Source organism: Micromonospora marincola, from assembly GCF_056150385.1.
Map to the genome: position 1 here is coordinate 55,440 of NZ_JAXCFT010000004.1, position 14,737 is coordinate 70,176.

The 14,737-nt window shown below is 73.5% G+C and carries 14 protein-coding genes; 12 read left to right on the forward strand and 2 right to left on the reverse strand.

All coding sequences use genetic code 11. The features are described 5' to 3' along the window. Positions 1–55: 55 nt before the first annotated feature. From SM450_RS11430 to SM450_RS11470, 9 genes are all read left to right on the forward strand, one after another. Positions 56–2,869 (forward strand): Na+/H+ antiporter subunit A, encoded by a 2,814-nt coding sequence (locus SM450_RS11430; RefSeq protein ID WP_474619695.1) that lies wholly within the window; start codon positions 56–58, stop codon positions 2,867–2,869. Beyond that, positions 2,866–3,345 (forward strand): Na(+)/H(+) antiporter subunit C, encoded by a 480-nt coding sequence (locus tag SM450_RS11435; protein ID WP_474619696.1) that lies wholly within the window; start codon positions 2,866–2,868, stop codon positions 3,343–3,345. Before SM450_RS11430 ends, SM450_RS11435 begins: the two co-directional genes overlap by 4 nt. Positions 3,346–3,391: 46 nt before the next feature. Beyond that, a complete protein-coding gene (locus SM450_RS11440; protein ID WP_474619697.1) occupies positions 3,392–4,897 on the forward strand; it encodes a Na+/H+ antiporter subunit D in 1,506 nt (501 codons plus the stop codon). Further along, positions 4,894–5,511, forward strand: a complete 618-nt coding sequence (locus SM450_RS11445) for a Na+/H+ antiporter subunit E (protein ID WP_474619698.1) — start codon at positions 4,894–4,896, stop codon at positions 5,509–5,511. The genes SM450_RS11440 and SM450_RS11445 overlap by 4 nt, the downstream gene beginning before the upstream one ends. Next, entirely contained in the window at positions 5,508–5,771 is a 264-nt protein-coding gene (locus tag SM450_RS11450; RefSeq protein WP_474619699.1) for an MrpF/PhaF family protein, read from the forward strand. The genes SM450_RS11445 and SM450_RS11450 overlap by 4 nt, the downstream gene beginning before the upstream one ends. A 2-nt stretch (positions 5,772–5,773) precedes the next feature. Beyond that, positions 5,774–6,103 carry a monovalent cation/H(+) antiporter subunit G gene (gene mnhG, locus SM450_RS11455; RefSeq protein WP_474619700.1) on the forward strand — a complete coding sequence of 110 codons (330 nt, stop codon included), beginning with the start codon at positions 5,774–5,776 and terminating at the stop codon, positions 6,101–6,103. A gap of 162 nt (positions 6,104–6,265) precedes the next feature. Further along, a complete protein-coding gene (locus SM450_RS11460; protein ID WP_474619701.1) occupies positions 6,266–7,621 on the forward strand; it encodes a hemolysin family protein in 1,356 nt (451 codons plus the stop codon). Continuing rightward, positions 7,618–8,682, forward strand: coding sequence for a hemolysin family protein (locus SM450_RS11465; protein ID WP_474619702.1), 1,065 nt, complete (start codon positions 7,618–7,620; stop codon positions 8,680–8,682). The genes SM450_RS11460 and SM450_RS11465 overlap by 4 nt, the downstream gene beginning before the upstream one ends. Positions 8,683–8,814: 132 nt before the next feature. Then, complete coding sequence (locus SM450_RS11470; RefSeq protein ID WP_474619703.1) at positions 8,815–9,732, forward strand: sporulation protein; 918 nt, start codon at positions 8,815–8,817, stop codon at positions 9,730–9,732. A 59-nt stretch (positions 9,733–9,791) separates the two neighbouring features. Here SM450_RS11470 and SM450_RS11475 read toward each other — a convergent pair whose 3' ends face one another. Beyond that, positions 9,792–11,042 carry a bifunctional pyridoxamine 5'-phosphate oxidase family protein/GNAT family N-acetyltransferase gene (locus tag SM450_RS11475; protein WP_474619704.1) on the reverse strand — a complete coding sequence of 417 codons (1,251 nt, stop codon included), beginning with the start codon at positions 11,040–11,042 and terminating at the stop codon, positions 9,792–9,794. A 38-nt stretch (positions 11,043–11,080) separates the two neighbouring features. On the opposite strand from SM450_RS11475, the gene SM450_RS11480 reads away from it, so the two are divergent. Further along, complete coding sequence (locus SM450_RS11480) at positions 11,081–12,412, forward strand: aminotransferase class I/II-fold pyridoxal phosphate-dependent enzyme (protein WP_474619705.1); 1,332 nt, start codon at positions 11,081–11,083, stop codon at positions 12,410–12,412. A gap of 82 nt (positions 12,413–12,494) precedes the next feature. Beyond that, the gene (locus tag SM450_RS11485; protein ID WP_474619706.1) at positions 12,495–13,193 is read left to right on the forward strand and encodes a UdgX family uracil-DNA binding protein; all 699 of its coding nucleotides are present in this window, start codon (positions 12,495–12,497) and stop codon (positions 13,191–13,193) included. 39 nt (positions 13,194–13,232) lie between these two features. On the opposite strand, the gene SM450_RS11490 is transcribed toward SM450_RS11485, so the two are convergent. Next, positions 13,233–13,727 carry a nuclear transport factor 2 family protein gene (locus SM450_RS11490; protein WP_474619707.1) on the reverse strand — a complete coding sequence of 165 codons (495 nt, stop codon included), beginning with the start codon at positions 13,725–13,727 and terminating at the stop codon, positions 13,233–13,235. 157 nt (positions 13,728–13,884) lie between these two features. Between SM450_RS11490 and SM450_RS11495 the strand changes: the two genes are divergently transcribed. Next, positions 13,885–14,718 (forward strand): TetR/AcrR family transcriptional regulator, encoded by an 834-nt coding sequence (locus SM450_RS11495; RefSeq protein WP_474619708.1) that lies wholly within the window; start codon positions 13,885–13,887, stop codon positions 14,716–14,718. The last annotated feature ends 19 nt before the right edge of the window (positions 14,719–14,737 follow it).

Sequence of the window (14,737 nt, forward strand, 5' to 3'; positions counted from 1 at the left end):
ATCGGTCGTGCACCCAGCGTGCCCCGGCGCGCTGTCACCTCGACCGGGAGCGCGCGTGCTCGTCCTGCTGATCCTGCACCTGGTGGCGGCCCTGCTCGCGCCGTTGCTGGTCCGCCGGTGGGGTCCGCGCGCCTGCCTGCTGCTCGCGCTCGCCCCGGCCGCCACGGCCGGCTGGGCGGTGGCGCACACCGGTGCGGTACGCCACGGCGGCGCGGTGGTCGAGACGTACCCCTGGATCCCGCAGTTGAAGGTCGACGTCGCGCTGCGCGTCACCACGCTGTCCTGGCTGATGCTGCTGCTTGTCGGCGGCGTCGGCGCGCTCGTGCTCGTCTACTCGGCCCGTTACTTCCGGGCCGGCTCGATCGGCCTGGGCCGGTTCGCCGCGGTGATGGTGGCCTTCGCCGGCGCGATGCTCGGGCTTGTCGTCTCCGACAACCTGCTGCTGCTCTACGTCTTCTGGGAGCTGACCACCGTCTTCTCCTACCTGCTGATCGGCCACAGCGCCGAGCGTCGGTCCAGCCGGTGGGCCGCCGCGCAGGCGCTCACCGTCACCACGCTTGGCGGGCTGGCCATGCTCGTCGGGTTCCTGCTGCTCGGGCACCACGCCGGTGGCTACCGCCTGTCGACGGTGGCCGCCGCGCCGCTGCCCGGCGGCGGGTACCTGGTCACCGCGGTGCTGCTCATCCTGACCGGCGCGCTTGCGAAGTCCGCGGTGTTCCCCTTCAACGCCTGGCTGCCGGTGGCGATGGCGGCGCCGACGCCGGTCAGCGCGTACCTGCACGCGGCGGCGATGGTGAAGGCGGGCGTCTTCCTGGTCGGGCTGCTCGGCCCGACGCTCGCCCCGGCCGGGCCGTGGCGGCCGGTCACCGTGGTCGCCGGGCTGGTCACGCTTGTCGGCGGCGGATGGGCGGCGTTGCGGCAGTGCGACCTGAAGCTGCTGCTGGCGTACGGCACGGTCAGCCAGCTCGGCCTGCTCGCGGTGGCGCTCGGTGCGGGCACCCCGGCCGCGGCGCTCGCCGGCGTGACCATGCTGGCGGCGCACGCGTTGTTCAAGTCCGCGCTCTTCCTCGTCGTCGGGCTGCTCGACCACCAGGCGGGCAGCCGGGACCTGCGGGAGCTGTCCGGGGTGGGGCGGGCCGCCCCGGTGCTTGCCACCGTCGCCACGCTTGCCGCCGCGTCGATGGCCGGCGTGCCGCCGCTGCTCGGGTTCGTGGCCAAGGAGGCGGTGCTCGCCGCGTTCGCCGACCGGCCGTGGGTGCTCGCGGTGCTTGTCGCCGGCAGCGCGCTGACGGCCGCCTACAGCATCCGCTTCCTGTGGGGCGCGTTCGGCACCCGGCCCGGCATGCCGGCCACCGAGGTGGACCGCTCGCCCGCGGCGATGCTGCTACCGCCGGCGGTGCTCGCCGTGGCCGGGCTCGTCGCCGGGCCGGCCGCCGGTTGGCTGGGTGGCCTGTTCGACCCGTACGCCGAGCTGTTCGGCCCGGTCGAGGAGCACCTGGCGCTCTGGCACGGGCCGACCGCGGCGCTCGGCCTCTCCGCCCTGGTGCTGGCCGGCGGCGTGGTGCTGCACCTGGCCCGTGCTCCGCTCGCGCCCGTGCTTGCCGCGCTGCGTTTCCCGGTGTCCGGCAACCAGGGGTACGAGTGGGTGACGCACCGCTTCGACCGGTTCGCCATCCAGGTCACGAGCGTCACCCAGCGTGGCTCGCTGCCGCAGTATCTCGGCGCGGTGCTCGTCGTCCTGGTGCTGGTGCCGGGCGTGGCGATGGTGACCACCGAGCCGTGGCGGGTCGACCTGGTGCCCTGGGACAACCCGGCGCAGCTCGTGGTCTGCGTGGTGATCGCGGTGGCCGCGGTGCTCGCGGTCGGGGCGCGCCGCCGGCTCACCGCCATGCTGCTCGTCGGCGTGACCGGCTACGGCACCGCGATGATGTTCGTCCTCTACGGCGCGCCGGATCTGGCGCTCACCCAGTTCCTGGTGGAGACCGCCACCATCGCCGTCTTCGTGCTGGTGCTGCGTCGGCTGCCGGAACGGTTCTCGGCCCGTCCGCTGCGCCGCAGCCGGTGGGTCCGTCGGGTCGTCGGGGTCGCCGCCGGCCTGGTGGCGGCCGGTCTGACGCTTACCGCCGCCGGGGCCCGGCGGGCGCCGTCGATCTCCGCGGCCTTCCCCGACCTGGCGGTCACGCAGGGGTACGGCCGCAACGTGGTGAACGTGACCCTTGTCGACATCCGGGCCTGGGACACCATGGGTGAGATCTCGGTGCTCGTGGTGACCGCGACCGGGGTGGCCAGCCTGATCTTCGAGCGGTCCCGTACCGGGCCGCGTCCGCGCCGTCCCCGCCCGGCGATGCCGCGCGCCGGGCGCACGGTCTGGTTGCGCGGCGGGCAGACGCTGCACGAGCGGCGGCGCTCGATCGTGTTCGAGGTGGTCACCCGGCTGATCTTCCACACCGTGCTGCTCTTCTCGCTGTTCCTGCTCTTCTCCGGACACAACGCCCCCGGTGGCGGCTTCTCCGGCGGGCTGGTCGCCGGCCTCGCGCTGACCCTGCGCTACCTGGCCGGCGGGCGGTACGAGCTGGCCGAGGCGGCGCCGGTCGGTGCGGGCATGGTGCTCGGTGCGGGCCTGGCCGTCTCGGTCGGCAGTGGCGTGCTCGGTCTGGTGCTCACCGGCGAGGTGCTGCAGAGCGTCAAGGTCAACCTGTGGCACTCCTACCTGGTCACGTCGACCTTCTTCGACATCGGCGTCTACCTGGTCGTGGTCGGGTTGGTGCTGGACATCCTGCGGAGCCTGGGCGCCGAGGTGGACCGGCACGTCGAGGCCGCGGGCGAGCCGGGCCGGGGTCTCGCCGTCCAGCGTGAAGGACAGTCATGACGCGGGGCGTGGCCGGGCCGACGCTCGTGCTCGTGCTGACGGTCGGGGCGCTCGTCGCCACAGGTGTCACGCTGCTGCTGGAACGCAGCCTGACCCGGATCCTGCTCGGCGTCATCCTGCTCGGCAACGGCGTGAACCTGCTCATCCTGCTCGGCGGGCGGTCCGGCGCGGCGCCGCTTGTCGGCACGGCGCCGCCCGAGCGGATGAGCGACGCGTTGACGCAGGCCATGGTGCTCACCGCCGTGGTGATCACGTTCGGGCTGACCGCGTTCCTGCTCGCGGTCGCCTACCGGAGTTGGCACACGAGCGGCGACGACGAGGTGCAGGACGACCTGGAGGACCGGCAGATCGTCCGGCTGGCCGAGCGCAACGAGGTGGCCGCCGCGGACCTCGGCGGCGAGGGCCCGGACGGCGACCCGGAACAGGTCGATCCGGAGCCGGCCCGGCGTCGGCTGCGCCGGGGCGGGGGCTCATGAGCACGCGGAGTGAGCCGGCCTCGCGGTCTCGACGGGGGGCGGCGCCGTGAGCGGGCTGGTGCCGCTGCCGGTGGTGGTGCCGCTGCTCGGCGCGGCGCTCACCCTGATGCTGACCGGGCGGCCCCGGTTGCAGCGCTCGATAAGCGTGCTCTGCGTGACGAGCGTCCTGGTGGTCGCGATGGTGCTGCTCGTCGAGGCGTACCGGCACGGTCCGGTGGTGACGAGGGTCGGTGGCTGGCCGGCGCCGGTCGGCATCGTGCTGGTGGCCGACCAGTTGGCGGCGCTGATGGTGGTGGTCTCCTCGGCGGTCACGCTCTGCGTGCTGCTCTACTCGATCGGCCAGGGCCGGGCGGAGACCGGCGAGACCGCGCCGGTGAGCATCTACCATCCCACCTACCTGGTGCTCACCGCAGGTGTGACGAATGCCTTCCTGGCCGGTGACCTGTTCAACCTCTTCGTCGGCTTCGAGATCCTGCTGGCCGCGAGCTTCGTGCTGATCACGCTGGGCGGCACCGAGGTCCGGCTGCGCACCGGCTCGACGTACGTGGTGGTCAGCATCCTGTCGTCGCTGCTCTTCCTCAGCGCGGTGGGACTCGTGTACGCGGCCACCGGCACGTTGAACATGGCGCAGCTCGCCGGCCGGCTGGACGCGCTGCCGTCCGGCGTACGCCTGGCCCTTCAGCTCACGCTGCTGCTCGCGTTCGGCATCAAGGCGGCGGTCTTCCCGGTCTCGGCGTGGCTGCCGGACAGCTATCCGACCGCGCCCGCGCCGGTCACCGCCGTCTTCGCCGGCCTGCTGACCAAGGTCGGGGTGTACGCGATCATCCGCACCGAGACGCTGCTGTTCCCCGGCGGCGAGGTGTCCGGTCTGCTGATGGTGGTGGCCGGCCTGACCATGGTGGTCGGCATCCTCGGCGCGGTGGCCCAGTCGGACATGAAGCGGCTCTTCTCCTTCACCCTGGTCAGCCACATCGGCTACATGATCTTCGGGGTGGCGTTGAGCAGCGTCGCCGGCCTGTCCGGGGCGATCTTCTACGTGGTGCACCACATCACCGTGCAGACCACGCTCTTCCTGGTCGCCGGCCTGGTCGAGGAACGGGCCGGCAGCACCGACCTGCGCCGGCTCGGCGGGCTGGCGCGGATCACCCCGGTGGTCGCGGTGCTCTTCTTCGTCCCGGCGATGAACCTGGCCGGCATCCCGCCGTTCTCCGGCTTCCTCGGCAAGCTCGGCCTGCTCCAGGCCGGCGTGGCGGCCGGCGGGGCACTGCCCGCCGTGCTTGTCGGCGCGGGCACGCTCACCAGTCTGCTCACCCTCTACGTGGCGTCCCGGGTGTGGAACATCGCGTTCTGGCGGTCCCCGCGACTGGCCACCACCACCCCGGTGGCCCGGCTGCCCGGCCTGATGGTCGGCGCCACCGCCGCGCTCGTGGCGCTCGGCGTGCTGCTCACCCTGGTCGCCGGCCCGTTGTTCCAGGTCACCGTGGACGCCGCCACCGACCTGCGCCAGCGCACCCCGTACGTCCGGGCCGTCCTGCCCCGGGACGTGCCGTGACCGGCGACGCGCCCCCGGGCCGGGGCGACGCGCCGCCGGGCGGCGACCGGGCGACGGTGGGCCGGGGCGGGCGGCGGCGTGACCAGGCCCTCGCGCTCGGCTGGCTTGTCGTCGCCTGGCTGCTGCTCTGGGGCGACGTGTCCTGGGGCAACCTGCTCACCGGCGTGGTGATCGGCGCGGCCGTGCTGTTCTTCTTCCCGCTGCCGCCTGTCACCTTCGGCGGCCGGTTGCGACCCGGGCCGCTGCTGGTGCTCGCGGGCACGTTCGTCGCGGAGCTGGTAAGCGCCAGCGTGCACGTGGCGGCCGTGGCGCTGCGTCCCGGCTACCGGCCGCGCGGCGGGATCATCGCGGTGCCGCTGCGGGTCCGCACCGACCTGAACCTGGCGCTCACCGCCGAGGTGATCTCGCTGGTGCCGGGCACCCTGATCCTCGACATCGACCGGGTGCGGGGCGTGCTCTACGTGCACGTGCTTGACGTGCGCGGCCCCGAGGACCTGACCGGCAGCCGCGACCGCGTGCTCGCCGTCGAACGGCGCATCGTCCGCGCCGTCGGCTCTCCCACCGAGGTACGCCAGCTCGACCTCGAACCCGCCGAACGGAGGAACCACACGTGACCGCCCTGCTCGCCGTCGCGCTGACCGTGCTGTTCTCAGCGACCGCGCTGCTCGCCCTGACCCGGATCTACCGCGGCCCGTCCCTGCTCGACCGGATCGTCGGCGCCGACCTGCTGCTGGCGGCCATGCTCGGCGCGGTAGGCGCGGAGGCCGCGGTGACCCGGCACGCCACCACCCTGCCGGTGCTCGTGGTGCTGTCGCTGCTCGGTTTCGTCGGCTCGGTCTCCCTGGTCCGCTTCGCCGTCCGGGCCGAATCGTGAACGTGGGTGTGGTGGCGGACTGGGCCGGGGGGATCCTGCTGCTCGGTGGGGCGCTGCTGAGCCTGGTCGCCGGCATCGGGTTGGTGCGCTTCCCGGACACCCTGGACCGGATGCACGCGGCCACCAAGCCGCAGGTGCTCGGCGTGCTGCTGCTCCTGGGCGGGCTGGCGTTGCGCCTGCGTACCGGCTCGGACCTGGGGATGCTGGCGCTGGTGGCGATCTTCCAGCTCTCCACCGCGCCGGTCGCCGCGCAGATGATCGGCCGGGCCGCCTACCGGTCCGGGCGGGTCGACCGGACGCTGCTCGACGTCGACGAGCTGGCCGACAGGTGAACCGGACCCGGGGTGCGGTTCCCGGCACCTTCAGCGGGCACCCAGCGGGCACCGATAAAATGGCGGCATGATCGACTCTCCTGCCCCGGAGGGCAGCAGTAGCCGGCCGGGTCATACCCGGCATCTCCCCTCCCCGACGACCCCGGGAGCCCTGAACCTCCCGTGCTGATCATCGTCGGTCTCCTTCTCATCACCGTGCTCACCGCCGCCACCGGCTATTTCGTGGCGCAGGAGTTCGGTTACGTCGCCGTCGACCGCGGCAAGCTCAAGCAACTCGCCGACGGCGGCGACCGTGCCGCCGCCCGGGCCCTGGAGGTCACCGGTCGGCTCTCCTTCATGCTGTCCGGCGCCCAGCTCGGCATCACCGTGACCGCCCTGCTCGTCGGTTACGCCGCCGAGCCGTACCTGGGCGCCGGCCTGGCCGACCTGCTCGGCGTCGCCGGCCTGTCGAGCGCGGTGGCGCTGCCGCTGTCGGTGGCGCTGGCCCTGGTCATCGCCACCGTGGTGCAGATGGTCCTGGGCGAGCTGGCTCCGAAGAACCTGGCCATCGCCCGGGCCGAGCCGCTCGCCCGGGCGCTGTCCCGGTCCACCCTGATCTACCTGCGGGTCGCCGGTCCGCTGATCACCCTCTTCGACCGGGCCGCCGTGCGGCTGCTCCGCCGGGTCGGCATCGAGCCGATCGAGGAGCTGCCAAGCGGCGCCACCCCGGCCGACCTGGAACAGATCATCGCGGAGTCCCGCGAGGAGGGGCACCTCGACGCGGAGATGTCCGACCTGCTCGACCGGGGGCTCGACTTCCGGGAGCTGACCGCGGGCGAGGCCATGGTGCCCCGGGTGGACGTGCACACCGTCCGGGCCGACGAGCCGGTCAGCCGGGTCGTGGAGATGCTCGACACCGGTCACTCCCGGTTCCCGGTACGCGGCGCCGAGGGCGTCGACGACCTGATCGGCGTGATCGGCATCGCCGACGTGCTGGGGGTGCCGCCGGCCGAACGGGGGAGCACCCGGATCGACGCGGTGGCCGTACCCCCGTTGCTGGTCCCCGAGACGCTGCCGCTGCCGACGGTGCTGGACCGGCTCCGGTCCGGGCACCGGCAGCTCGCCTGCGTGGTCGACGAGTACGGCGGGTTCGCCGGTGTGATCACGCTTGAGGACCTGGCCGAGGAACTGGTCGGGCCGATCCGCGACGAGGACGACCCGCCGGAGCGAGCACCGGCCCGGCAGGAGGACGGCTCCTGGGTGGTGCCGGCCCGCTGGCGGATCGACGAGGTCGCCGACAGCACCGGCATCGAACTGCCCGAGGCGCCCGAGTACGACACGCTCTCCGGCCTGGTGATGCGGGAGCTGGGCCGGGTGCCCGAGGTCGGTGACCGGCTGGAGATCGCGCCCGCCGGTGAGGGCGACGAGCCGTCGTCCGGGCCGCGGGTGCTTGTGGAGGTGCTGGCCGTGGACCGGCACGTGGCCGACTCCGTCCGGCTCCGGTCGACCGCGGACGTCTCCGGGGAGGGTGCGGCATGAGCCCCGGGTTCGCGCTCGCATTCTCCGTGGTGCTGCTGGCGCTCAACGGATTCTTCGTGGCGGCCGAGTTCGCGTTGGTCGCCGCCAAACGGTACCGGCTGGAGCAGTCGGCGGCCGGGGGCGGCCGGGCGGCCCGCGCGGCGCTCGACGGCGTCCGCGAGCTGAGCCTGATGCTTGCCGGCGCGCAACTCGGCATCACGCTGTGCACGCTGGGCCTCGGCGCGCTCGCCGAGCCGGCCATCGAGCACCTGCTCAGCCCGCTGCTGCACGCGGTCGGCCTGCCGGACGCGGCAAGCCACGTCGTCGGCCTGCTGTTCGCGCTGGGCCTGGTGACCTTCCTGCACCTGGTGGTCGGTGAGATGGCGCCGAAGTCGTGGGCGATCACCGACGCGGAGCGCTCGGCGATGCTGCTGGCGCTGCCGTTCCGGGCGTTCGCCCGGATCGCCCGTCCGGTGCTCTCCCTGCTCAACGGGCTGGCAAACGTGATGCTGCGGCTGGTCGGCGTGCAGCAGCAGGACCAACTCGCCCAGGTGCACGGCCCGGATGAGCTGCGCATCCTGCTGGAGCAGTCTCGGGAGCACGGGCTGCTCGGCGCCGAGCAGCACCAGTTGCTGACGAGCATGCTGGAGTTGCAGGGCACCACTGTGGCGCAGGTGATGGAGCCGTTCGACCAGATCGTCACCGTGCGCCGGGACGACACCGCCGAGCGGATCGAGCACGTGTCCCGGGACAGCGGCCGGTCCCGGCTCGCCGTCCTCGACGCGGGCGGCGAGGTGTGCGGCCTGGTCCACGTACGGGAAGCGGTGCGGGCGGTCACCACCGGCCGGCCGGCGACCGCCGAAGAGCTGATGACTGGCGCGTTCACGCTGCCCGCCGAGGCTTCGGTGACCGAGGCGGTGGCCGCCATGCGGGGCCGGCAGGCCCAGCTCGCGCTGGTGCGCAACGGCGGCGGACCGACCCGGCCGATCGGCTTCGTAGCGCTTGAGGATCTCCTGGAGGAGGTCATCGGCGAGTTCGACGACGAAACCGACCCCATCCCCCGGGGCCGCCGCCTCCGCTGACCCCCTCCCCACCTCCGCCCCGCGCAGATTCCCGGAAAGTGTGGCTATTCGAGGCCGGATAGCCACACTTTCCGGGAAACAGGGCGCGACCCGATGGGGGTGTGTGAGGGCGGGCGGGGGGAAAGCCGCAGCGTGCGGGTTACGGGGGTGTCCAGGGGGGTTGGGCTCTCGGTGAGTAGCGCCCTGAGCAATCCGAGTACCCGGCCGGGTTTGCGGCTGCCGGGACGGGTGACGCTTGCCGCCGAGGGGGAGGACGTCCCGGTCCGGCGCATCCGACTGGGACTTGTCACGCAGGTCGAGCCGGAGGACCCGGGCGCGCCGCGTCAACTCGTGCAATATCACCAGTGGCCGATCGCCGGGCGGTTCGTGGTGCCGGCCGGCCGGCGGCGGGCGGTCGACTTCGCCGTACCGCTGCCCTGGGAGACGCCGGTGACCGTGTTCGGCGGGGTGCCGTTGATGACCCTGCGCACCGGGCTGCGTACCGAGGTGTCCCTCGACACGGACCTGGACCAGGGTGAGATGGTGCCGGTCCTCATCCACCCGCTGCCCACCCAGCAGCACCTGCTCGCCGCGCTCGGCACGCTCGGCTTCGTGATGCGGCAGGCGGGACTCCAGCAGGGCCGGCTGCCCGGGGTGGAGCAGGCGTTGCCGTTCCAGCAGCGGCTCGGGTTCTGGGCCGCCCCGCTCTACGCCGGGCCGATCACCGAGCTGGAAGTGGTCATGCTGACGAACTCGGCCGGCATGGAGGTGCTGTTCTGGCTGGACCGTCGGCTCTCCCTGGCCGGGGTGACCCACCAGAGCATCAGCCGGTTCCGGGTGTGGCACGCCGGGGCGGACCGCCGGGACTGGGTTTCCACCGTGGACGGCTGGCTGCGGCATGCCATCAACAGGCACGCCGCCGCAGCCGCCCACGCCGACTGGTCCGCCACGATCCGCGAGTCGGCGCACGTCAGCCGCCGTCCCGACCAGCCCGTCGCCCCCGGTTACGGCCTGGGTGGCACAGCCGGCGGCGCCGGAGTAGGCGGCGCCGGTGCCGGCGACGGCACCTGAGGTGTTAAGAAGGGCCCCGCCTCTACCGAATGCGTTAATAGGGGCCCCCTCCTTACACCTCACCTGGTGTATGCCGGGGCGGGCGGCTGGAGTCGCCCGCGCAACTCTTGCCGCGCGGCCGGCCACTCCTCGGCGAGCATCGAGTAGAGCGCGGACTGTCGCCAGGTGCCGTCGGCGCGACGTCGGTTGGACCGCAGTGTCCCTTCCCGCACCGCGCCGAGCCGCTCGATGGCCTGCTGGGACCGCGCGTTGAGCGTGCTGGTCTGCCAGGTGACCCGCACCGCGTCCAGCTCCTCGAAGGCCCGGGTGAGCAACAGCAGCTTCGCCTCGGTGTTGACGCCGGTGCGCCACCACGGCCGACCGAGTTGGGTCCAGCCGATCTCCACGGTCCGCAGGTCGGGGTCCGGGTGGTAGTAGGAGGTCGTGCCGACCACCGCCCCGGTGACCGCGCAACGCTGCGCCCACGGCGTACGGACGCCGCGCGACCAGTCGTCGAGGGCGGCACGGATCAGCTCGGCCGTCCCGGCCACGGTGGTGGGGCGCGGGCTGCCGACGTACCGCCATACCTCCTCGTCGTCGAGTGCGGCGTGCAGGTCCTCGGCGTGCGCGAGGTCGAGCGGCTCCAGCACCACGTGCGCGCCGCGCAGCACCACCGGCTCCAGCCAGGCCGACCGCGCCTGTCGCAGGTACGCCGGCACCGGCGCGGTGACCCCGGCGTCCGGCTCGGGCCGCCCCGGGGTGAGTCGCAGCGGCAGCACCCCGGCCCAGTACGGCAGGTCCGCGTCGGCCGGCTCGTCGTTCACCCCGCCGGTGCGCATCCGCACCGACACCTCGCGCAGCGGCAGCGCCAGCACCGCGGTCTCGGCCAGTTCGCGCCGGTTCGGCGGCCGGCTGTCGGCGGAGCGGCCGGCGGCCACCTTCTCCACGAGCGCGGTAAGCACCCGGGCCTTCTCGTCGGCGTCGTCGACGAGGCGGGCGGCGCCGTGCACGACGACGGACCGGTAGTTGGCGCTGTGGTGGAACTGCGAGCGGGCGTAGATCAGGCCGTCGAGGTGGGTGACCGCGACGCAGACCGCCAGCCCGGCCTCGCCCCGGGCGGCCAGCAGCGGCCGGCTGCCGGTGGAGCCGTGCAGGTAGAGCGTGTCGTCGACGCGGACGTGCAGGGTCGGCAGGACGCGCGGCTCACCGTCCACCACGAACGACAGCGCGCAGTGGTACGCCTCGTCGAGCAGCGCGTGGGCGGTGGCCCGGTCGTAGTGCATCCGGTCGCGGGTGCGGGTGGCGGTGGTGCGGTCGGTCGGAGGGTACATGTGACATCCCACCTTTGTTCTAGTACAATCCTCGAACTGTGGCAGCACATTATCAGGTGACCGGGTCCACGTCGGCGGCCATTTCGGCGAGCGTGGAATCCGCCATCCGCGCCGGCGACCTCGCGCCCGGTGACCCCCTCCCCGCAGTTCGCGCGCTCGCCGCCGACCTCGGCGTCAGCCCGGCCACCGTCGCGCGGGCGTACCAGGACCTGCGGCACCGGGGGCTGGTCGCGACCGCCGGCCGGCACGGCACCCGGGTCCGCCCCCGGCCGCCGGTGGCCACCCGCCGCGCCGCGCTGGCGCCCCCGCCGCGACCCGGCACCCGGAACCTCGCCGACGGGCACCCCGACGAACGGCTGCTGCCCCCGCTCGGTCCGCACCTCGCCGCGCTCGCCGCCGAGGTCGGCACCCCGACCGGGTACGCGGACGCCGCCGTCCTGCCCGAGCTGGCCGCGGTCGCCCGGGAACGGCTCGCCGCCGACGGGGTGCCGGCCGACGAGCTGACCGTCACCGGCGGCGCGCTCGACGGCATCGAACGGCTGCTCGCCGCCCACCTGCACCCCGGCGACGCGGTGGCGGTGGAGGACCCGGGCTGGGCCAACCTGCTCGACCTGATCGCCGCGCTCGGGCTGCGTACCGTCGGTGTGCCGGTGGACGACGACGGCCCGAGCGTGGCCGGGGTGCGGGCCGCGCTCGCCGCCGGGGTACGGGCGCTCGTGGTGACCAGCCGGGCCCAGAACCCGACCGGCGCGGCAGTCACCGCCGACCGGGCCGCCGCGCTGCGTACGCTGCTCGCCGGCCGCGCCGACCTGCTGGTGATCGAGGACGACCACGCCGCCGAGCTGGCCCGCGTACCCCTGCACCCGCTCGCCGGGGCGACCCCGGCGTGGGCCTTCGTCCGGTCGGTGAGCAAGCCCTACGGGCCCGACCTGCGGCTCGCCGTGCTCGCCGGCGACGAGGCCACCGTGGCGCGGGTGTCCGGCCGGGCGCGGGTCGGCGCCGGCTGGGTGTCCACAGTGCTGCAAAGCCTGGTCCTGTCGCTCTGGCGCGACCCGGCCACCGGCGAGCTGGTGCGGCGCGCGGCCGGCGGCTACGACAGGCGGCGCGACGGCCTGGTCGCCGCGCTTGCCGCGCGCGGGATGGTTGCGCACGGGCGGACCGGGATCAACGTCTGGGTGCCGGTGCCCGACGAGACGGTCGCGGTCACCGCGTTGCGCGACGCCGGTTGGTCGGTGGCGCCGGGAAGTCTCTACCGGATCGCCGCCGCCCCCGCCGTCCGGATCACCGTGAGCACCCTCGACGACCCCGACCTCCCCGGGCTCGCCGACGCCCTCACCCGCGCCCCGGTGGAAGGCGGGGCCCCCTATTAACGCTTTCGGTAGAGGCGGGGGCCCCGCTTAACACGCGGGGAGATGCGGCGTGGCGGGCGGTGGGTGGGGTAGAACGGTCGGCATGGTCGAGACCGGGAGCGCGCCTGGGGCGCAGGAGTTCATCCCGCCGGAGGCGGACACCATCGCCGCGCTGCGGGCCGCGTCGGCCGGCTGCCGGGGCTGCGAGCTGTACCGGGACGCGTCGCAGACCGTCTTCGGCCGGGGTGACGAGCGCGCCCGGGTGGTCCTCGTCGGCGAGCAGCCGGGGGACGTGGAGGACCAGCAGGGACTGCCGTTCGTCGGCCCGGCCGGCCGGCTGCTGCGCCGGGCCGTCGACGACGCCGGCCTCGACCCCGCCCAGCTCTACCTGACGAACGCGGTGAAGCACTTCCGCTTCGAGCTGCGCGGCAGGCGACGCATCCACCAGACTCCGGACCAGGTGCACATCACCGCCTGCCGGCCCTGGCTGGTCGCCGAGTTCGCCCGGCTCCACCCGGAGATCGTGGTGGTGCTCGGCGCCACCGCCGCCAAGGCGCTGCTCGGCCCGACGTTCCGGGTGACGAGGCAGCGCGGCGAACTGCTGCCGTGGCCGGCCGCCGCGCAACATCCGGAGGACTTCGCCGGGGTGCCGGTGGACCGCGCCGGCGCGGTCGCCGACGCGCCGACCACCCGGCTGCTCGCGACCATCCACCCGTCCGCCGTGCTACGCGCCGACAACCAGGACATCGCGTACGACGGACTGGTCGCCGACCTGAAGGTGGCCGCAGGGGCGTTGAGCTGAGTCAGCCGCGCAGCGTCTGCGGTGATGATGCAGTCGTGGTTACGACCTCGGCCGCTGCCCCGCGAAGCTGGTGAGCAGGGCACCCAGCTTGTCGAGGCTGCCCGCGGCGGCGGAGCCGCCGATCGCGTTCGGGTAGTCGTGGTACGTGACGATCTCGCCACCCCGGATGCGAAGCACGCCGAGCGACGAATGGATGCGGAAGTCACTGTCGGTGCCGCGCGAGAACCCGACCAGCTCGATCGAGACGACGAGGATCTCGGGATCGGCGCCCGGGTACGTGGTGACGTTCACCTCGCGCGTGTCGAGGACCGCTGCGGCGCCGCCCAGCCGCGTTCGCAGGTGCTCGCGGATGACGTCCCGGCCCTCGAACCGGGTCGCTATTCCGGGCAGGGTGAACATGGTCTCGTACACCCCGTCGACCGCGAACAGGGCGGCCATCAGGTCCGCCGCCCCCTCCTTGGCGAGGAACACGGCGCGGAGCCCGTTCACGATCTCGTGGTGGTGCGTCTTTGCGGAACCGGCAACGTCGGTCATGGGACTCCTCGTCAACAATGGGCCTGAGACGTGGGCAACGAACTACAATCGGAACGCTGCCTCCCCTTAAGTTACGGAACGAGCGTTCCGCTGTCAAAGCCGGGTCTGTCCGGCCGGATCGGAGGTCACCATCGCCGGCACTCCCCGGACGCCGCCAGTGCCGTCCGCGTCGGAAACCAGCAGCGCGAGCGGCTCCGCCCAGGCGCTGCGGGCCGACGCCGCCCGCAACCGCGCGCGGGTTCTCCAGGCCGCCCGGGAGGCGTTCGCCGCCGAGGGCGTCACCGTGCCGCTGGACGAGATCGCCCGCCGAGCCGGCGTCGGGACCGGCACCGTGTACCGGCACTTCCCCAGCAAGGACGCGCTCTTCGAGGCCGTGGTCACCGACCGACTGGCGCAACTCTTCGCCACCGTACGCAGCCTCGGCGCCGCGGAGGAACCCGGTGACGCATTCCTCGCGGTGTTCCGCGAGATGGTCGCCGCCGCGCTGTTCAACCGGGCGCTCTGTGAGGCGTTCGACGCCCACGAGATGTCCCACTCGGCGTCGCTGCCGACCACTCAGGGCGCCTTCCGGGAGGCACTCGGGGAGATCCTCCGCCGGGCGCAGCGGGCCGGCGCGGTCCGGGCCGACCTCGAACCGGCCGACGTCATCGCCCTAGTCCTGGCCTGTGTCGCGGCCGAGGGGGCCGCAAAGGCGGACACGCCGGGACGAATGACCGAGATGATGATCGAGGTGTTCCGTCCGGATCGGATGACCGATGGAGTTCCGGGTTTCGTTACAAGGCCCGCCGCAGTGCCGCAAGAGCGTTACGAAACTAGCGACACCTGGGTAGCGCCGGTCACCCCGCCGGCCGGCCGGCCGGCCACCTGCGACATGTGCGGGACCGCGATCGCCACGGCACAGACCGGCAGGCCGGCCCGCTATTGCAGCTCCCGCTGCCGGCAGCGGGCGCACCGCCTACGCACGCAGGAGAACGCGAGCCGCACCCCCTGAGGCTGTCCGACCTGAGGCG